Raw genomic sequence first — 20,034 nt, 5'->3', positions numbered from 1 at the left:
TATCACCTCTAATTAAAACCACTCAGTTTTCGTGATCGTTCGTTCAATTTCAGGAAAAGAATCGATAAAGCTTAATACACGCTGAAGCTCCTTTTCCACTTGAACCCGAGATGAGGAAATCACGGCGATTCCGATTGATGTACGCTGCCATGTATCCTGGTAATCCATTTCAGCAATGGTTACATTGAATTTATGACGCGTTCTTGTCAATATTCGCTGAAGAACCGCACGTTTTTCCTTCAGTGAGGATGCATCATAGATCATGCACTCACATTCGGTATAACCGATCATTTTCTTTCGATTTCTTGCATAACGAATGATTCCATGACATCACCTTCACGGATATCATTGTATTTCTTAATGGTAATACCACATTCATAGCCTTGTGAAACTTCTTTCACATCATCTTTAAATCGTTTTAACACGTCAACTTCGCCTTCAAAAATAACGACGCCGTCACGGATTAAGCGGATTCCGCTATCTCTTGTAATCGTTCCTTCAGTTACATAGCCGCCAGCAATTGTACCGATTTTAGATACTTTGAACGTTTGACGAACTTCAACTTGACCGATGACTTTTTCTTCATATTCAGGGTCAAGCATTCCTTTCATCGCAGCTTCAATTTCATCGATGACTTTATAGATAATGCGGTGCAAGCGGATATCTACGTTCTCTGTTTCAGCTGTGCTCTTCGCATTTCCATCAGGACGTACGTTAAAGCCAATCACGATAGCATTAGAAGCACTTGCTAAAATGATGTCTGATTCTGTAATCGCTCCAACACCCGTATGGATGATTTTCACTTTTACGCCTTCGACTTCAATTTTTTGAAGAGCTGCTGTTAATGCTTCAGCAGAGCCTTGTACGTCTGCTTTCACGATCAAGTTGATATCTTTTACGTCACCTTGTTTGATTTGCTCAAATAGGTCGTCTAGAGATAATTTTGCTTTATCTGAACGCTGTTCGTCCAGCTGTTTAGAAGCACGCGCCTCACCGACTTGACGAGCTGTCTTTTCATCTTTGAATACAAGGAACTGATCCCCTGCATTCGGTACATCGTTTAAACCAGTGATTTCAACAGGTGTAGATGGTCCTGCTGTTTTCACGCGGCGGCCGATGTCATTGACCATTGCACGTACACGGCCAAATGTATTTCCGACAACGATTGGGTCACCTACATGAAGTGTACCTGTTTGAACAAGAAGGGTTGCAACAGAACCTCTTCCTTTATCAAGCTCAGCCTCGATGACAGTCCCTTTTGCCGCACGATTAGGGTTGGCTTTCAGTTCTGCTACTTCGCTGACAAGAAGGATCATTTCGATCAATTCGTCAATGCCTTCACCTGTTTTCGCAGATAGTGGAACGAAAATGGTTTCGCCGCCCCAAGCTTCTGGTACAAGACCATGCTCAGTTAATTCCTGCATCACGCGGTCAGGGTTCGCTGTTGGTTTGTCAATTTTGTTAACAGCGACAATGATTGGCACTTCTGCCGCTTTCGCATGGTTAATCGCTTCAATTGTTTGAGGCATGACACCATCATCTGCTGCAACGACTAGAATTGTCGTATCCGTTACTTCGGCACCACGTGCACGCATCGTTGTAAATGCTGCGTGTCCAGGTGTATCAAGGAACGTAATTTTTTTGCCGTTTTCTTCAATTTGGTATGCACCGATATGCTGCGTGATTCCACCTGCTTCGCCTTCGACGACTTTTGTCTTACGAATACTGTCAAGAAGAGTTGTTTTCCCGTGGTCAACGTGTCCCATGATCGTTACAACTGGAGGGCGTACTTGCATATCTTCTTCTTTATCTTCAACTTCATACTTTTCAAGTTCAGTTTCTTCTAAAATAATGACTTCCTCTACTGAAACACCATATTCAGAAGCGATTAATTCAACTGTATCTTTATCAAGTTCTTGGTTGATCGTTGCCATGACACCAAGCATCATCAGCTTTTTGATGATTTCAGCTGTTTCTTTTCCAAGCTCATCAGCCAGCTGGCCGACGGTCATTGAATTTGTAAATTCAATTTTTTCAGGAAGCTCTTTTTTAGGCTTCACAGGTCTAGCTTGCTGATGCTGCGGTTTGTTATTTCCACCGCGTTTATTTTTGTTTTTATTTTGGTTGTTGTTTTTTTTGTTTTTATTAAATTGATTATTCTGCACGTCATTCTTCTTTCTATCATTGTTTTTGTTAGATGATTGTTTTTTTTGTTCTGCGGGTTTCTCGTTAGCTGTCTCTTTTGCTTTGGCTTTTTTATAGATAGCGTCTAGCTTTTTCACAGTGTCGTCTTCAAGCGTCGCCATGTGGTTGTTCACTTCCACGTTCATATCCTTAAGCGCTGCTATAATATCTTTACTTGAAACATCTATGGCTTTTGCGTATTCATATACTCTCACTTTAGCCATTCGTTCACCCCCAAATAAATTAATCGAGCAAGCTTATGAGCTTCTTAGCGAAGCCTTGGTCAGTGACAGCGACAACTACGCGAGCTTCTTTCCCAATAGAACGTCCGAGAACGGAACGGTCTTCAACTTTTCTAACCGGAACATTATAAAATTTGCATTTGTCAGATACCTTTTTCTCTGTGTTAGATGAGGCATCTGCTGCAAGAAGAACCAGCTTAGCACGCGCATGTCTAATTTCTTTGATCACCAGATCTTCTCCTGACACGACTTTACGAGCTCGATTTGCTAGACCAAGCAAAGGATACCATTCAGATTCATTCATTAGGTTTTTTCACCTTTTCAGCTAGTTCTAGTAATTCTTCAAATATGTGTTCGTCAATCTGTGTCTGAAATTGCTGCTGTAAACTGCGTTTGTTCTTTGCCGCAAGAATGGTTTCTTTATCGAGAGAAAGGTAAGCTCCGCGTCCGTTCATTTTTCCGGTAGCGTCAACAGACACTTCTCCTTCTTTAGAACGAACAACACGGATCAGTTCTTTCTTTGGTTTCATTTCTCCCGTCACGACGCATTTTCTAAGCGGGATTTTTTTTCGGCTTTTCACCTTTAATATCACCTCTTATTCGTCAGATTCCTCAGCTACTGGTTCAGCCTCTAAGAAAAGAGATTCAGAGTCTTCAGTTCTTGGGAAAATACCGAGTTCCCTTGCATCTGTTTCGCTTTTAATGTCGATTTTCCAGCTAGTCAGCTTCGCTGCAAGGCGGGCATTTTGACCTCTTTTACCAATCGCTAATGACAGCTGATAATCAGGGACAATGACTGTTGTCGCCTTGTCTTCTTCATTCACAATGACATCAAGTACTTTTGATGGACTGAGCGCATTGGCAACAAATTCAACCGGGTCATTAGACCAATGGACAATGTCAATTTTTTCGCCTTTTAGCTCATTGACAATTGCTTGTACACGCTGGCCTTTTGGTCCAACACAGGAGCCAACTGGATCAACATCAGGATCATCTGTACGAACAGATATTTTAGAACGGTCCCCAGCTTCTCTAGCAACCGATTTAAGCTCTACAGTACCATCATAAATTTCTGGTACTTCAATTTCAAATAAACGCTTTAAAAGACCTGGATGTGTTCTAGACACATAAATTTGTGGTCCTTTTGTTGTTTTTTCTACTTTTGTAATGAACACTTTAATGCGGTCATGTGGTTTGTATTCTTCATTTGGCATTTGTTCATTGACAGGAAGAAGGGCTTCGATTTTGCCAAGTGACACGTAAATAAATTTACTGTCAATCCGCTGAACGATTCCCGTCATAATGTCTTCCTCGCGGTCGATGAACTCAGTGTAGATCACACCACGCTCTGCTTCTCTCACTCGCTGCGTCACAACTTGTTTCGCTGTCTGAGCTGCAATGCGTCCGAAGTCTTTTGGTGTGACTTCAATCTCAACGACGTCACCAACCATGTAATTCGGGTTAATATTGGCTGCATCATCTACTGAGATTTCAAGGCGAGAATCATACACTTCATCTACAACATCTTTTCTTGCGAACACGCGAATTGTTCCCGTTTCGCGGTTTAAATCAACACGAACATTTTGTGCTTGATTAAAATTACGCTTATATGCAGAAATGAGTGCAGCTTCTATCGCTTCAATTATAATTTCTTTACTAATACCCTTCTCTTTCTCAAGAACAGTCAGGGCATCTAACAACTCACTACTCATTTTTATGGTTCCCCCTTATATCAATGAAAAGGTTAATTGAACGAAACTGCTAATCTTGCGTTAGCAATTTTTTCGTATGGAATATTGATCTCTTTCTTTCTTGTCTTGATCTTCACTGTCACTGTTGCAATCTCACCATCAAAGCTTGTAAGCTCACCTTCAAATGCTTTTTCACCATCAATTGGTTCATATGTTTTCATGAAAACATTTTTTCCAAGTGCTTTTTCAAAATCAGCTTTTTTCTTTAATGGGCGCTCCGCTCCAGGAGAGGACACTTCAAGAAAGTAGTTTTGGCTAATCGGATCTGCCTCATCAAGCTTTTCGCTCAAGGCTTCGCTCACTTTGGCACACTCTTCGATATCGACACCTTTATCAGAGTCAATAAACACGCGAAGGAACCAGTTTTGACCCTCTTTGACAAATTCAACATCAACGAGTTCAAGCTGTAAGCCATCTAAAATTGGCTGCACCATTTCGCTTACGACATCCACTACTTTTTTGCTCATTCTCTTCCTCCTTGTGCTTTCGATAAACGCTCTTATCAATCATTCTGCATAAAAACCCTGCTTTATGTGAGCAGGGGGAGCAGAAAACGGATGAATAATGTCGAGACAAAAATTGCCTGTTCAATACAAAAGAGCGGGTTTCCCCACTCTTGTCTCGGTAATCGTTAGCATTTCCATAAAAACTATACCATATCCAATTTTTTTATGCAAATGAAGTTCCTCCTTATAATAGGTACTTGCTCAACGATTACTGCAGCATGTTCAGTACCATTAATACCTCTCTCTTCCTTTATATATAAACGGAAAGCCACTATGAATAGAGCGGACTGGTAATAATGCACCTGAATGCAATGAGCGAAGAACAGAGCTCCCCTATGAAAGAAAGTAACATCTACACTAAGCCATCTCTATTTCCAAAAAACATTTTGTATGACACAGTATGGTTATTTATATAGAAGCAAAGAGTGTATCAGTAAACAGCCTTCACTTTCAAATTTTTCATCCCCCCTAATGGATAAGTACTTTAACGTTAAAGAAATAAGCACTTTGCCTTTGTCACTCACTTCAGAGAACCGCGTTCTAATTTTTAGGGAATAGCAATGTAAAGATCATTCATATTGAACTCCCCGAAGAGCAGGCGGAGACTGAACGGATAACCTTCATATTATACATAGAGAAAGAACCATGTTTATATGGAATGAATTTATCCAGACTGTTTAATCAGCCATGCATGTAAAAGTAAAGGTGTCTTCTGTGCTGAATTGCTATATTCATCTGGAACCTGCCTTAACGTTTGTTGTAAATTTTCATTTCCTATTAACGATAAAAATTCCATACTAAATGGGCTAAACCCTCCAATTATAGAAGTACCAATCTTATACATCATATCTTTTCTAGTTTTGGTCATATAGGTGAGTAACTGCTCGAACTCAGATAATGTCAATGAGGCGTGATATTGATCATATAAATACAGTTCTTCTTCTTTGTTCTCAACTGAACTCAATCCACTTTCTATACTATCTCGATTTAAATCAACTATATAAATAATAGATTCATTTGATAAATAAGGAAGTAACTGTTCTAATAATGCTAAAGGATCTTCAAATAGCCCAAAACACAGATGTATTAAAATCGCATCATAACTTTTCGCATGTGATGAAAAATTTTTGATATCTGTACAAATAAAATTAGCTTTTAAATTCAATTGATTTGCACAATGTATGGCTTCTTCAGATGAATCAATTCCAGTCAAATCAGCTTGAGGTAATTGCTTAGATAAATACTCAAGCATCTGCCCTTGTCCACATCCTATATCTAAAATAGAGGCAGGGGTTTTTTTGAATGTTAGTTGATAATAAGAAATGAAAGTTTCAGCTGATAGACATCGAGTAAATGGCGTTTCTCGATTATCATAATTTGAACTTATTTTTCTTTTTTCTGAATCCAAAAACCATGACTGCGCCAGAGCTCTTTTCCCTTTAAGCTCTTTCATCTTTTCTTGTATTATCACAGGGTTTACCACCTTTATAAAAAGTCTCACCAATCAGTTTCAGATAATACGGGAGGTTTCGTTTTGAAGTTCTTTATTTTGCGAGGTTGAAAAAAATGAATGAACAGATTATGTGAAATATGAAATGCTATCGCTGCTAGAATACCAAATGTTAAGTATGAAATAACTGTGATTAATGTAAAAAGCGACATATAAGCAATAGACTTAACACCGCCTATTGGTATATGCAGCAATATAAATCCTATTGAACTGATACAGATCGCTACCGCTACAGACTCCACAGAATTCGTTAGTAATAATAACGGAAGAAAGAACCGCCAAATCAATTCTTCTGATAGAGCCGTTAATGGAAGAAAAAAGATTGAATCAACATTGACAACATATCTGCCTCTAAATGCAACAACTTTGTTTTTTAATTTCCATAGAACTGACGGTAATAGGACACCTAATAAAAAGAAGAATAAAACACCATACACATTTTTATTATTAGAAATTTCAACTAAGAGCTCTTGAGAAAATGCTCCACAGCATATAGAAGCTCCGATAATCGTGAATCCATCATAGCTCCTCTGAGGAGTGATATATGTTATTAACTTTCGATCGGATATTGGTTTATCTCTCTTGATTTTGATCACCATTTTAGAGCTTAAGGGACCCAAAAAGTGAATGAGGATCCCTAAAGCTGCTACCATTGAAATCATCTATTTAAGTACCCGCAATCAATGTATAAATTGGGGCATCATCTACTCCATTAAATCCACCGATCAGTTCCATTAACTCATCATCGATAAACCCTCCGAATGGTCGGCTATTAATCTTCTGTGCAGTAGATAGCAAAATCATATTTTGCATGACATGTCCTGCCTCCATAAAAACGAAGCGATAAGAACGATGTCCATACTTAAATCGAGAACGCCAAAAATTAGCTGAAATGACTACAGCAAATGCAAAATCTTGAACGGATTCTTCTTGTAACATTATTTTCTCAAATTCTTTTTCAGAGTAATCACCCATTTTGGTCAATCCTTTTCTATACGGATCGAAATGATAAATACCTTTGTCTAAAGAATCCACTTTGTTGGCTACAATAAATAGATCTAGAGGATAAAGTGCCCCGCCAGATGGTATAGGGCGTCTAGGTCCTTCTTTACGCTCTACCAATCCATAACTCTTCTGTAAAACTGTTGAGAGTTGTTCTAATGAAACACTCCCCCCGCTAAAATAATCTGCACTTCTTCGTTCCTTAATGACATCATCTAAAGTTATATTTGTATTTAATGGTTTAGGCAGTAAAATTAAAGGTAGGTCATCAAATCTTTTACTTGCATGTGTAGCAATCTTTTGCAAAGTTTGAGATCGCAGAAGCCCTGCAACACCAGGTGCGTCCCATGCCATTGAACCCCTATAGATTTTTGTTGCCTCAAACCAATTTTCAGAAGGATCATCAAACCGTAATGCTTCGTTTCCATACACAACATCAGCCAAATTAGTAGCATGTCTTTCAATACTATTCATATATTTAATCACCTTTCTACGATATTAAGGAAATGGATGCGGAATTGGATTCAGTTCTTCTAACTTAAAAGGTTTATCTACTAAACCTAAATGATAAGAATGTTTTAAAATTCGTTCTCCGCCCAACATTCTACCTCTATAAAGAACGTCAATCGGTTTATATCCAGGAATAATTGATTTTACGACATAGGCACCAGCATCTTTTATATCAGGGCTGGTTAAGTCAAAAGTTGCCACATGATATCCTTGTTTTGATAAATGACTGACAAGGTTAGTCCATAAAATGTCTGGAGAACGATCATCAAACGGTGCATAGTCTTTAACGTCCACTAATTTCTCACTCGCTGTTAAAAAATCAGCTTCTTTCACAATAGCTGTTCCCGCATAGAGTTTAATATGATCTTCAAAACTGTTAATATCTCGATGATAATCTACATCCACTAAGGCGTTCCCTAATCGTTGTTCTGTTTTTACCCAAGTTCTTGTATACATTCCCTCTATTGCAGCTTTCTCACATGCTCTTTCAATTGAATGAGCAGAGGCCGCGCCAATAGCAAATGGAGCTAAATCTGTATGAGGATTTCTTATCACTGCCAAAATAGTAGGAACACCAGAAAAAATGCTCATGTCTACTAAATGCAAATCAAGAGAAGTAGGTTTAATATATCTTTCATAGAAGTGTTTTAATCTAGGTGAGGTATTAATATCGATCTGCGGTAAACTTAACTTATTGTACCAAGTAAGCATAAATGCATCTCTTTCAATTGTTTCAAATAAACCTGAGATTGCAGCTTCTTGATATGTAATACCACAAGCTAGTCCATTACTAGTTGCATGACCAATATTGGGGTCTCCTGGCCACTCAGTATAGTTTGCAATATGAATTAATTGAGCAGGCGTCCAAACTTCTTCATTATTTTCAGCAATATGACCTTTTCTCCACCATAATTTTGTATCTTCATTCCATCTATCATGAGGAAAATTCGGGTCTTCATATTGAGTGACAGCATACATCTCCCACTTATCAAAGCCAATTACTGATTTGCCTTCATTGATTAAGTCCTTTTGAGTACCAAAACATACAACATCAGAGTTTAAAGGTAAATAAGCGGCACTATATCTTTCCACCGTTTCACCTATAGCTGCTAATCTGGCTGCAGCTGGATTAGCAGATCCTCCCCCATTATATGAATTAGATGGTACTCCAAATAAAATATTGCTGTCTGTACCATGCGCTCCATATGAATGACCCCATATATCATCAACGTCTCTGAGTTTTCTATACTCTCTACGGACTATCCCAACATAAGGATCTGCCAATTGGTCGAGTATTTCCCATGACTCTTCTAATGTTGTCCATTTATTAGCCATAATTAATTATTCACCTCACCATGAAACCAAACTTGAGGAAAACCTGTATCTGCAGTTGGGGAACACTTTGGGCATCTAGGAACTCGATAAACACGATGATGATTACATGAGACACCTTTATCATCTAAATTAATTGTTGTAAATCCACCTGGTGTTGCACTTGGTGCGTAATCTTTTAGTGTGAGCCATTCTAAAATTAAATTACTTGCAATTCCGATTTGAACTAAATTAATCGGCATATGATAAACCGGTTTCTTTTCAGGATTTATAGGTTTTATTTTCATTAAGTCTGATCGCAATACTTCGTCAGAAAAATTTGCTGATTTTCGAAGGTTATAGCAATGTAAACAAGCTGATTGATGTGGCAAGAAAAATGGACCTACCCAAGATGTCTGTCCATCATATGGCACAATGCTTAACCAAGGGGTGTGGTCTTCTAATGCCAGATCATTTATTTCTTCAAAAATCGGATCTAAATGAGAGTTGCCGATAGCAACCCTGATATCTGGCTGCTTATTTAATTCTCCTTTAAGCACTACATGTAGACCTGCCTCTTGCAAATGACGAATAAATTCAGCAGCAACTGGGTTATGATCTCGCGTAATAACTTCAACAATCCCTGTTTTTAAACGATCTAGTATATCTTCAACCAATACTTGTCCACCGGCTCTTTCATAAGACAAAAGCGCAGTTAAATCAAAGGTCATATCCGTCTTAACACACATTCCGTTCGCAACTAAAAATTCGAGGACATGTTTTAATTGATCACTCTCTACTTCGAAATTCTCCTCCAGCTCTTTAATGGAAACCCCATTATCTTCCGTAAGATAATCAGAAATTTCTTGAATAAATTCAATAATTCCGTCACCTTCAATTTTGGTGACAGTTTGCGCTTTTAAACCAATCAAACTGTCTTCTAGTTTACCTAGCGTAATGTGTGGTGCTAATTTATACCTCGTCATTTCTTGGTCTTTGACAAACATATATTATTCCTCCTTAAGAATAATTAATTTGTATTTTAGATAATTGTGCCCGATTTGGGGGGTGACCAATTATTTGTTCCAGCGTGTTCGTAAATGGCTGTAAATGTTTTGAAGAAGAAGCTTCTTGAAATTCGGCTAACCATTCTAATACGTCTAAAGGCATATTGTTCTGGGACAAAATTGATATGACCTCTTCTTTACTTTTACAATACAATTCAATTTTCATGTTTAAATCCTCTTCAAAAGTATCCTTCAGCCTACTCATACTTACTAACTCTGGTCCTGTTAAATCATATGCCTTTCCAGCGCGATTCCTAACATCCTGTTTAGGGATCAAACATGCCTTTACAACATCTTTTGTATTGATCCAATTAACTCCCTCGGGAGAAAATGCAGTTATTAATTTACCAGTAGCACCTGCCCATCCTCTATAAAGTTCTATATTAATATCAAGCGGTGAAGTCCTATAAAGTATGCTATTCTGATAGATTTTCAATAATTCACTTTCAAGAGAACCTAGTTCATCCTCGACAGTATGCCTTCTATTAGATAAAATAATCGTTTCCGTTTGAAAATCAGTATTATTTATAAAGAATTCTTTGTCATAACTAACAGCCCCGCCCAAATCAATTATTTGAACAGGATAGTCTTCATACTCAACTTTCATCTTCTCTAAATAGGCTTTTATTGGTTCTCTAATCCCGACATAATGAATACTCATAAAGATCCCCTCCCTCTTTTCTCTTTCCTGATTATCAGTGAATGGTGAAAATCTAAATTAATCAAACTTATAATAGAAATAGTAATCTTCTATTTGAGTTCTTCATAACATAGTAACCTCAACTTTTTTCATACATTTAATTAACTTAATATCTAAATACCCAAAATATTTGATTCAAATTAACACCAACCTTTAATCCAAAAATAACATAAAGACCATATAAAACCTCAAAATACATTAAATTTTAAATATAGTATTATTTTCCATAGTCATATTAAACCACATTTTTTCAGTGGTATCAACGGACTTTTCAGAAAATATAAAACTTTCACACTCACATATTGACAAATAAAGACTTATGAACCATCATATGTAATATATCAACTACATATCTATGTTGATAAATTTTAACTAAGGAGGTCTTAAAGATGACTAAAATTACAATCCCAACTGCTTTGGCTGCTAAGGTACATGGGGAAGGTCAACATTTATTCGAACCAATGGCTGCGCGCTGCACTTGCACAACAATCATCTCAAGTTCTTCAACTTTCTAATCAACTTTAGTTTTTTCGACATATCATTGAAAAGATCGCTCGCCCACCTAGCGAAGCAGACTTAGCTAGGTGGGTGGGCATTTTTTATTTGAAAATAGAAGTTTCCACGTTTATTTTGCTTAACGAAAACCTTGCATCCAGTTAATGGGACAGCAAGAGATAGTGAATAAAACAAAAAAGGCTATTGAGATTTTTCTCAATAGCCCCCACTGTATTAAATATCGATTACTTCCACACCGCTTAAATCTGCCCCTTCTCCTTCTAAAATATGATAAGTCATTTTATCCATTGTCACTCCAATAAAGTTTAATTTTTTAATCGTACATGATTTAAAATTAACATTGATTAATTTAGAATTCTCAAAAGTAATGTTTTTAAAATAACAATTTTCAAATAAAACATTTATTAAAGATGATTCATCAATACTAATGTTGGGTAAATGACAGCCATATAAGGATGAATTCGTTATCTCACAATGTTCAAAATGAGATTGAGTCAAATCACTCTTTTCAAAGGTAGATGAGGAAATTTTAGAATGGCTAATATTAACTTTTCTCAGATAGCACCCATTAAAATCTGAATGGCTCATTACTTTTTGTACAATCGATAGCCCCTTAAAATCGCATAACTTATATTTAACATTTATAAACGTTAACCAATCTAAATCAGCATTAACAAATATTTTTTTCACATGCTCTACGCGGTTATGATCATCAATTACTAATGTATGATTATCAATGCTTATTTCGCCTGATTTCAGCTTTTCAATAAGCATATCCTGAACCTCTGCATCTTTTAATCCATCATTTTCGAGTTTTAATTTAACATTTCCAAGCAGCTCTAATAATTCTTTTTTCTTTTCTTCATATGTTTTGTCTTTTTTATATGGCCGAAAACAACTTTCAACATACAGTTCTAACTCTTCACTTAACATTGACTCACTCCTTTTTTTCAGACAGCATACAAGCATTGATTTTGCGGTGCATAACATTTAGCTGAAATTTTTAGAGACTAGCCTCTTGCTCGCTTTATATATTTTTTATAGCCAACCAACGAAAGAATAAACCCTAACAGTGTATAGCCTATAAGGACTGCTGTTACTAAGATCAAATTCTCTCCCCCTGGTAGTGTTGATACTGATTGCACTAAACCTTGATGTGCCCAATACTGCGGGAAGAGCATACCAATTATTTTGAGATAACTAGGTAATTGATCAAATGGAGTCCATAAGCCACAAGCAACTGCTGTCCCTAAAGCAATCATGTTTGTCATCACTAGGCCTGTATTCTCAGTTTTAGCAAATGCGGCGATGGCAACTCCCCATGAAGTCACTTGCATTGATAATAGAACAACTACTAAGAAATACGAGCTGTATTGTGTTATTTCAATACCATATAAATAAACCCCTAAAATGGTTAACAACAAAACTTGAAATAAGATAATGATAAAAAATGGAACGCACTTTCCCAGAAAAAAATGATGCGGCTGTAAAGGAGTGCTTGCTAGCCTTGCCACAATTCCTTTCTCACGATCTTTTACAAAACTAATGACAATTGAAATAATGACAAATGTGGAGAAAAACACGCTCATCCCTGTCACTGATTGAGAAGCAACTAATGTTTTTTGTGCTTGAGAACTACCTGATGTAAATAATTCTATTAAAAGAATAATTGAAGCAACTGGTAATAAAATGGTCCAGAACAACAATGATCGATCTTTCACCTGTTTTATAGATTCGATGCGGACTAATGGCCACATAAAAATCACTCCCGTTATATTAATTTGATTCCCTTCTATATAACTCTTAAATAATCACATTTTTTATTTATTTTACCATTTGTGGATGTGACGAATTAGAATTAGTCACATAATGTTGACTAATTACGTATGATTTTAAATCACGGTACACACAAATTAATTCTGTTCGTTAAATTTATGCTCTTTCTACATCAGTTACTCTTTTAAGTTATTTTAATTGAAAATACGAGAGTGCTTTTCATTCATAAAGACATTTTATTGTAATTGATCACGTAAATCTGTTCCTGTTAATTGAAAAAAGACATCTTCAAGTCTCGGTCTGTATAAAGATAATTGTTGGGGAACGAGTGATTCCTTTTTACTCAGTTTAGCCAAATCTTCTAAAGTATCTAATGGTTTTGTAGTTTTAATTAACACTCCACCTTGATGAGTAACAAAATCATACCCGAGACTAGTTAATGTTTTATTAGGAATCATAGATTCAAAAAAGACAGATGTTTCTGCGTAACGATTCAAAAGCTCATCTATTTTGCCTTCTTCAACAATGTTCCCTTTATCAATGAAAGCCACATAATCACATAAACTCTCTATTTCCTCCATATAATGACTAACATAGATAATAGTTCTTCCCTCTTCCTTCAATTTGTTAATGATGTCGAAAATATAGCGTCTTGATTGAGGATCTACCCCCACTGTCGGTTCATCTAAAAGAATTAACTTAGGAGCATGCATTAGAGCGCAGCCAATATTCAAACGACGTTTCATTCCTCCTGAAAAGCTTTCAACTATATCATTTGCTCTTTCCCACAATCCTACATCTTTTAGTGTTTTTTCTACTCTTTCTTCTAATGTTTTCCCTTTCAAACCATAAATTTGTCCAAAAAACTCCATATTTACTTTAGCTGTTAATTTTTCCTCTAAGCTGATGTCTTGCGGGATGTAGCCGAGCGCACTCTTAGACTCACCAACATGCTCAACTCTGCCTTCATAAGATTTAATGATGTGAGATATAATTTTCATCAAGGTTGATTTACCAGAACCATTTGGACCTATTAATCCATAACAAACTCCTTCTGGAATCGTTAATGTAATACTTTTTAACGCTTGGGTAGTCCCGTATTTTTTACTGACGTTTTCTATTTTCAACATTCGGCACCCTTTCCTTCCATCTCATTTGTTTTTTAAAATGGCTTCAATAACACTCAAATATTCTTTGTAGGCGTGCTCTCCTAAATCTGTTATACTAACGATTGTTTTTGGTTTTTTATCCACAAATGTCTTTGTAATTAGCACATAGCCTGCATCCTCTAATTTTTTTAAATGCGAGCCCAAATTACCGTCTGTTACAGATAAAGAGGCTTTTAAGAAGCTAAAATCACATTTTTCATAAATCATTAATAAACTCATAATCCCTAACCGAACTTTTGGATGGATTAAATCATTTAAACTATTGACATTACTCATTTCCTTGTCCTTTTCTTTTTAAAATCACACCAGTTAATAACAAACTTCCTCCACCAATAAAAGCGAAGATAATGTTCATTAAACTAGGAAATAATAAAAATGTAGTTACACCTAAAACACTTAGCCAGAACCCCATAATAAAGATCTCTTTAGCCAGAACAATACCTAAGAGTAAATACATGATAGAAACCAATAAAACAACATAAAAGGGTAAATTATTTAATGTATATGGTAATAAACCAACACATATTAAAAAAATAAAGATACCTAAAATAATTCCAAGACCAAGCCATGTGTATTGTAATTGAGTTCTTAAAAACAAGGGCATTGGAATCATTTTCTTTTGTTTAAAATATGTAGTTAAAGTGATAACCCAGCCCGCAATGCCTAAAATAAGCCAAAAGACACCTGCAGTTATTGAATTAGCAAAAAGTAAAGGTATTGAATATCCCATTATCCAAATGAGGCCCCAAATGATAAAATAAATACTGGTTTGTTTGCAATACTCTGTTTTATAGTTTGTAATCGTCTTGATATGAGATAAATTCTCTAATATTTCTGAATTATTGAATTTTTCATTAGACATAAATAAACTCCTCTTTCACAAAGAACTCTGTACTACAGAGTATAGAATTAAATTTCCATTTAGTCAAGTTATTGGAAATACCTTTTTTATAAATTAAAATAAAAAATAGATATAACCACCTCCTTCCTAACGAATCTCCAAATACCTTCTGCTTCTTGATCGTTTCTGAAAACCTCAATGGTTGGTCTCATAAACGCTTCTTTTTTAAGAAATTTAAATATAGAAAAGATGATAAACAAGCATTTTAAATTTTCTATTTGGAAAGTAAGAACTACTAATTGGAGTGAGCTATATAAACAGTTCCTTATTCAGCAGGCATTCGTCATCATTTCTTTTCATTCATTCTTTTCGCATGTTCACTAATAAGTGCTGCCTCCCTGCTTCCTTTTATAATGCGGAAACCGTCATAATCCGGATAGAGCGAGTCATCGTCCTGAATGCTTGTTAAAATCCAAAATTGACTGCCAGCCCCTCCGAGCCGCTCTACCGCTGACAGCCAGCTCTGATATACGTCAGGACGAGCTGATTGATTTTGATAGCCAAACTCTTCTAGCACAACTGGCTTTCCGATTGACTTCCCGCGGGTGATATGGTCTTCGATCCATTTCACTCCCCAGGCAGCAGACTTGCTCCAGTGATCTGGGTACAGATGATAGGTTCCATAATCGATATTAGGAAGAGATGTTAAACGGTCCCAATCGACGCCTTCTCCTCCTCCGTAAAACCAATCTTCATGTCCTGGTATGCGAAAGAATCCTTCATCTCCTACTGCAACAAGATGGTGACGATCCAGCGATTTGATCCATGTACTCATTTCATCTGCCCATTTGACTAGTACATTTCCCGTTGGATCTGACTGCATCCGCGGCTCGTTGGCTAATTCCCAAGTCATAATAGCTGGATCGTCTTTATATTGAACACCTGTATACGTATTGGTTCTTTCTAATACATAGCGCACATAATTTTTGTAAGCTTTTTGAATACGAGGATCTGTATAGAAGGCATCATGCGATCCTGCCCCGAACCACTTCACATATTGATTCATACCGCCAAAGTCATCCCAATTGTTCACTAGTGGGATCACAAGCTTTATTCCTTCCTGTCCTGCTTTATAAATCGCATAATCTAGTTTTTGAAAACCAGATTCTTCATAGACGCCTGGACTAGATTGTAAGACTGAGTTTTCTTGAGGAGTCCCGTCGTGAAAGCCCCAAATCCGTATGACCTTTAAATTCATTGCTTTCATATCATCGAACACAGCATCTACCATTTTTTTAGATTTGTAATGGAAATAGTAATTATTTGTGCCGGCGAAGTAAAATGGTTGATTGTTCAGCGTAAATTGTGTACCAGACGTCTGCACATAAGCGGCTGCCTTCATCGTAAGCGAAAACCAGCCAGACCATATAGCGGCTATAAGTATGAAGCAAGACACTCTTTGAGCCCACTTTTTCATTTACATTCTCCTCACAATCTATCTCTATCCTTCTTGAGGCAGGATTACGTCTAGTTGAAACGGTGTTTGTTCATTTGAATCAAGTTCAATCGTCTGCTGTTTGAGCATTTTATTTTCTTTACCGATTTGAATCTCATATGTTCCGTGAAATGCTGGACATTTCACATGGCCATTAGCATCGGTTTTTTCAACTCTTTGGGTCGTCCACTCATTTAGAAGCTTTTCATAACGTCGTCCTGCTTCATTTAAAGACCAATCATAATTCACGATGGCTGCATGTTCACCTCTCCAATGGGCACCTGCCCAAAATCCCCACATCAGCACTCCTTTTACGGCTGGATGACTAAATGCGACGCGATATAAAGCTTCCAGGTTATCCGCTCTTCTATTAGGGTCAGGGTGAACAGAATCGTACTCTGTGACCCATATTGGAAGACCAAGCTCAGCCAGCACATCGAGCCTCTCTTTGACAATGACTGGATCGACCCGTTCTTCAAAATGGCCTTGAACCCCAATCGCCTCAATAGGTGCGCCTAACTGACGCAGTTCATTGATATGCGCTTTATAGGCATGGTGTTCACCATAAGAGATCACATTATAATCATTCACAAACAATAGTGCTTGAGGGTCAATTTTTTTCGTTTCTTCATACATCCACTTCCAAATATTTTTCCCAAAGCGATCTTTAAAAAATGAACCATGCATCATTTCATTGTTTACATCCCAATGACGGAACCTTCCCTTAAAGTGATTGCCCGCATGCTCAAGCCGGTTTTTCATGGCTTCATATACTTCGTGATTTGGCAGTGACCTTAGCCAGCTTGGATTCGCATCCTCTACCTCCCAAAATAAAGCGTGCCCCCTCACTGGAAGCTGATGTCGATCTGCAAAATTCAGCATCGCATCTGCTTTTTCGTAGGTGATTTTCCCTCTTTCTGGCTCATTCGCATACCATTTTGCTTCATTTTCAAAAACAGCCCAATTAAAATGCTTCACGAAAAAATCAGCATATTGTTGATTAAATAACACTTGATCATTCATCGCTGAACCAAAGGCGAATTCATGTCTGATTTGCTTTATTTCAACCTCTATTCCTGCTATTGGCTTTTTTTCGCCGTTTGTCACGTTGATCACAAGATCTCTTTGTCTATGCTCTGAGATTCGATCATCCGCCTCTTTTTTCCACATCAGATTTCCCTGCCCGTTTTCGCCCCTATTGAATGAATGATGAAGAAAGCTTCTTTCTTTGACCATGTGAAATCACCCTTATCTTCATTGGATTCATATTACCTATTCAAACTGCCGGCTAGAAGCCGGCAGCTTGCTTTTAACCTCTTAGTTGATCAGACGATGGTATTCAGCATAGGCAGTGGCCATATCCACTTGAGACCAGAAGCGGTGATAAGTGAAAACTGGTGCGCCATTCTCCCATTTGCCTGTAGCTTCATTAAATGAAGACTGATATTTACTTTCGAGTGAAGACCATGCTGGATCTTGTTTAATCTTCGGACGAAGATCAGCAAAACTCGTATAGACCCCATTCCCTCCTCGTTGCGGGTCAGAAGGAATGGTGCTGGCTCCAGGAATCTGATTTCCTTGACCAAATGTCCCGTTCCATCCATTTGGGAAATACACTTCTTTTCTAAAGAAACGGTCATAGTCTTCTCTATCTTCCTCTGTCACTATGCCGACGCCATCATTGTAATTCCATGCAACCTCTAGGAGCTGCGCGGCTGCATCTTTCGCTCTTGCACCAAGCGCTGTATAATCACCTGTTTCCTGCTTTGTGGCTGCAGCAAAGAATATCAAAGCTTTGGCTAGACTTCCTAATACGCCCGTATCCTGAGTCGGATCTTTAGTTACAGCTGTTAAATTTGGATTTCCTGTTGCAGACTGGAACCCATTCCAAGTATCAGGCTGTCCGCTCCAAGCAATATTTCCAGGAAGCCAAAACTCTCCAGGCGCACTTGTTGTAGCAACCGAAACATTCGTTCCTCCTAGAATTCTCTGTCCTTGTTCATCTAAGAAATAACCCTCTTCATCTGACACAGGACGGCTGCCGATAAAAATGTAATCTAAGGCATAGCTGACCCATTTTGTTATGACAGATTTGGCCATTTGGACATTTTCAGATGTTTTGTCGCCATCTTTTACAAAAATATAATAAAGCTCTGCTACGCGCTCCATTGGCCACGCCTGCATTCCAAACCAGTTATTTGAAGGCGGGTCAAGGTAAACAGGTGCATCTTCATATGCCATATCATAAAAAGTACTTCTTCCTGCTGGATAAGCGCTATAGTCTCCATTCCAGCTATTGGTTGCGCCTCCTGCTATGGCTCCTTCTTTCGATTGAAGCCATACGTAAAATTCAAGCTGTCTCTTTAGTGTTTTTTCCCAATCGCTTGCTCCTGTTGCTGAAGATGGCTTTAAGCCTCCTTTATCTGAGGATAAAGCATAAGCAGCGACAGGATTTTGATATCCTTGATGACAATGGCTCGCTCCGATACGCCATGACCAGTTTGCATACTCCCCAAGTCCTCCGCCCCAAGAGGTATACCATGCCATTAAGTAATGACAGGCACCCTTTCCGTTTCCAGGATACGGATTCCCCTGCTTCCCGCTTCCAATCGTTTGAAAATATTTATCGTACATACCGTAACGGAGGAAATCCCCCATTTTTTTCGCTTTATCAAGATAAGCTGACCGATTATAGCCGAGCTCCTTTGCCCAATACATCGCTTGTATCGCGCGCGCATCAGCATCCGTCGCATTCGTATAGCGCCACTGGGCAGCTGGAGCTTGATTTTCTTTTGTGAACAAACTCATAAAGCCTTCATTCGGCTTACCAAAAGATTTATCGTCCTGTGATGGATGAGGGATGGACTCCCACACAGATTCTTGCGGACCACGCTGGAATGTGTTCACATAGGCGGCTGTATGTGATGGGTTGAGCAAGTTGCCATAGCCATACCAGTTATCTACGTCAAGGAGCCAGTGCATTAAATACGTTTCATTCGTCCCATAGGTTGATTTCAATTCACTATCAATTGGATCTTGACCAGCAGGACGAGCACCGGTCAACTGGCTTGGGTATTGATCCGGAAATGGTTTCTCTGCTGCGTATGTGGCTGGGCTGGACGGATTGTAAGCATTCATATGCGGCTGCTCATCATTTCCATCTTCATTGACTGGGATGATGTACTTCTCCATATTGTCCCAAGCTGCCTCTAATTTGCTCCAGTCCCCTGTGTAATGTCCGTACAGCACCTCAAGCCACAGCCAATAGCTATATGCTTCTGAAGTTGTCATATGCCCGTAATCAGGTGCTTCACAAATGAGTGTCTCGATTGAATGATACGGAATTCCTTCTGGTGAAAAATATCCATTCGCATCGCTTTTGATTTGATGATAAAGCGTTAAAAACCGTTCTTTGTTTGACAAGTCCTTCACCCTTTCAATAAAATCGTTGATT

The 20,034-nt window shown here is 37.9% G+C and carries 21 protein-coding genes; 1 reads left to right on the top strand and 20 read right to left on the bottom strand.

What is annotated here, in order from left to right; genetic code table 11:
* Positions 1–12 precede the first annotated feature (12 nt).
* The 12 genes from MHH61_RS17405 to MHH61_RS17350 all read right to left on the bottom strand — a co-directional run bounded on the left by MHH61_RS17405 (position 13) and on the right by MHH61_RS17350 (position 10,744).
* Positions 13–291: a DUF503 domain-containing protein gene (locus tag MHH61_RS17405; protein ID WP_024424137.1), complete on the bottom strand. Its 279-nt coding sequence runs from the start codon at positions 289–291 to the stop codon at positions 13–15.
* Entirely contained in the window at positions 288–2,408 is a 2,121-nt protein-coding gene (gene infB, locus MHH61_RS17400; protein WP_024427003.1) for a translation initiation factor IF-2, read from the bottom strand. Before infB ends, MHH61_RS17405 begins: the two co-directional genes overlap by 4 nt.
* A 19-nt stretch (positions 2,409–2,427) precedes the next feature.
* Positions 2,428–2,730, bottom strand: a complete 303-nt coding sequence (locus MHH61_RS17395) for a YlxQ family RNA-binding protein (protein WP_024424138.1) — start codon at positions 2,728–2,730, stop codon at positions 2,428–2,430.
* Positions 2,723–3,007: a YlxR family protein gene (locus tag MHH61_RS17390; RefSeq protein ID WP_024424139.1), complete on the bottom strand. Its 285-nt coding sequence runs from the start codon at positions 3,005–3,007 to the stop codon at positions 2,723–2,725. The genes MHH61_RS17395 and MHH61_RS17390 overlap by 8 nt, the downstream gene beginning before the upstream one ends.
* 15 nt (positions 3,008–3,022) lie before the next feature.
* Entirely contained in the window at positions 3,023–4,138 is a 1,116-nt protein-coding gene (nusA, locus tag MHH61_RS17385) for a transcription termination factor NusA (RefSeq protein ID WP_024424140.1), read from the bottom strand.
* A gap of 32 nt (positions 4,139–4,170) precedes the next feature.
* Positions 4,171–4,644, bottom strand: a complete 474-nt coding sequence (gene rimP, locus MHH61_RS17380) for a ribosome maturation factor RimP (protein WP_003211398.1) — start codon at positions 4,642–4,644, stop codon at positions 4,171–4,173.
* Positions 4,645–5,347: 703 nt separating this feature from the next.
* The gene (locus MHH61_RS17375; protein WP_034623589.1) at positions 5,348–6,154 is read right to left on the bottom strand and encodes a trans-aconitate 2-methyltransferase; all 807 of its coding nucleotides are present in this window, start codon (positions 6,152–6,154) and stop codon (positions 5,348–5,350) included.
* A 26-nt stretch (positions 6,155–6,180) separates the two neighbouring features.
* Entirely contained in the window at positions 6,181–6,855 is a 675-nt protein-coding gene (locus tag MHH61_RS17370) for a CPBP family intramembrane glutamic endopeptidase (protein WP_268423158.1), read from the bottom strand.
* Positions 6,856–6,859: 4 nt separating this feature from the next.
* Positions 6,860–7,669: a SagB/ThcOx family dehydrogenase gene (locus tag MHH61_RS17365; RefSeq protein ID WP_111927386.1), complete on the bottom strand. Its 810-nt coding sequence runs from the start codon at positions 7,667–7,669 to the stop codon at positions 6,860–6,862.
* 24 nt (positions 7,670–7,693) lie between these two features.
* Positions 7,694–9,040: a YcaO-like family protein gene (locus MHH61_RS17360; protein WP_034623592.1), complete on the bottom strand. Its 1,347-nt coding sequence runs from the start codon at positions 9,038–9,040 to the stop codon at positions 7,694–7,696.
* A gap of 2 nt (positions 9,041–9,042) precedes the next feature.
* The gene (locus MHH61_RS17355) at positions 9,043–10,023 is read right to left on the bottom strand and encodes a TOMM precursor leader peptide-binding protein (protein WP_125586771.1); all 981 of its coding nucleotides are present in this window, start codon (positions 10,021–10,023) and stop codon (positions 9,043–9,045) included.
* A 13-nt stretch (positions 10,024–10,036) separates the two neighbouring features.
* Complete coding sequence (locus MHH61_RS17350) at positions 10,037–10,744, bottom strand: hypothetical protein (protein WP_125586773.1); 708 nt, start codon at positions 10,742–10,744, stop codon at positions 10,037–10,039.
* Between the two features lie 428 nt (positions 10,745–11,172).
* On the opposite strand from MHH61_RS17350, the gene MHH61_RS17345 reads away from it, so the two are divergent.
* Positions 11,173–11,298 (top strand): plantazolicin family TOMM peptide, encoded by a 126-nt coding sequence (locus MHH61_RS17345; protein ID WP_080701195.1) that lies wholly within the window; start codon positions 11,173–11,175, stop codon positions 11,296–11,298.
* Between the two features lie 214 nt (positions 11,299–11,512).
* On the opposite strand, the gene MHH61_RS17340 is transcribed toward MHH61_RS17345, so the two are convergent.
* From MHH61_RS17340 to MHH61_RS17305, 8 genes are all read right to left on the bottom strand, one after another.
* The gene (locus MHH61_RS17340) at positions 11,513–12,232 is read right to left on the bottom strand and encodes a pentapeptide repeat-containing protein (protein WP_164512170.1); all 720 of its coding nucleotides are present in this window, start codon (positions 12,230–12,232) and stop codon (positions 11,513–11,515) included.
* A gap of 77 nt (positions 12,233–12,309) precedes the next feature.
* Entirely contained in the window at positions 12,310–13,056 is a 747-nt protein-coding gene (locus tag MHH61_RS17335; RefSeq protein WP_024427002.1) for an ABC transporter permease, read from the bottom strand.
* Positions 13,057–13,311: 255 nt separating this feature from the next.
* Positions 13,312–14,205, bottom strand: a complete 894-nt coding sequence (locus tag MHH61_RS17330) for an ABC transporter ATP-binding protein (RefSeq protein ID WP_034623602.1) — start codon at positions 14,203–14,205, stop codon at positions 13,312–13,314.
* Between the two features lie 21 nt (positions 14,206–14,226).
* On the bottom strand, positions 14,227–14,520 hold the full coding sequence (locus MHH61_RS17325; protein WP_056766457.1) for a transcriptional regulator: 294 nt from the start codon (positions 14,518–14,520) through the stop codon (positions 14,227–14,229).
* The gene (locus MHH61_RS17320; RefSeq protein ID WP_034623607.1) at positions 14,513–15,106 is read right to left on the bottom strand and encodes a hypothetical protein; all 594 of its coding nucleotides are present in this window, start codon (positions 15,104–15,106) and stop codon (positions 14,513–14,515) included. Before MHH61_RS17320 ends, MHH61_RS17325 begins: the two co-directional genes overlap by 8 nt.
* A gap of 325 nt (positions 15,107–15,431) precedes the next feature.
* Positions 15,432–16,562: a cellulase family glycosylhydrolase gene (locus MHH61_RS17315; protein WP_125586775.1), complete on the bottom strand. Its 1,131-nt coding sequence runs from the start codon at positions 16,560–16,562 to the stop codon at positions 15,432–15,434.
* A gap of 24 nt (positions 16,563–16,586) precedes the next feature.
* Positions 16,587–17,816 (bottom strand): endo-1,4-beta-xylanase, encoded by a 1,230-nt coding sequence (locus MHH61_RS17310; RefSeq protein WP_125586777.1) that lies wholly within the window; start codon positions 17,814–17,816, stop codon positions 16,587–16,589.
* Positions 17,817–17,897: 81 nt separating this feature from the next.
* Complete coding sequence (locus MHH61_RS17305; RefSeq protein ID WP_073205200.1) at positions 17,898–20,003, bottom strand: glycoside hydrolase family 48 protein; 2,106 nt, start codon at positions 20,001–20,003, stop codon at positions 17,898–17,900.
* Between the last annotated feature and the right edge of the window lie 31 nt (positions 20,004–20,034).

The organism is Bacillus sp. FSL K6-3154 (assembly GCF_040869395.1).
Lineage (GTDB): Bacteria > Bacillota > Bacilli > Bacillales > Bacillaceae > Bacillus > Bacillus safensis.
Note: the sequence above shows the minus strand (reverse complement) of the source record. Positions and strands in the feature narration are given on the sequence as shown.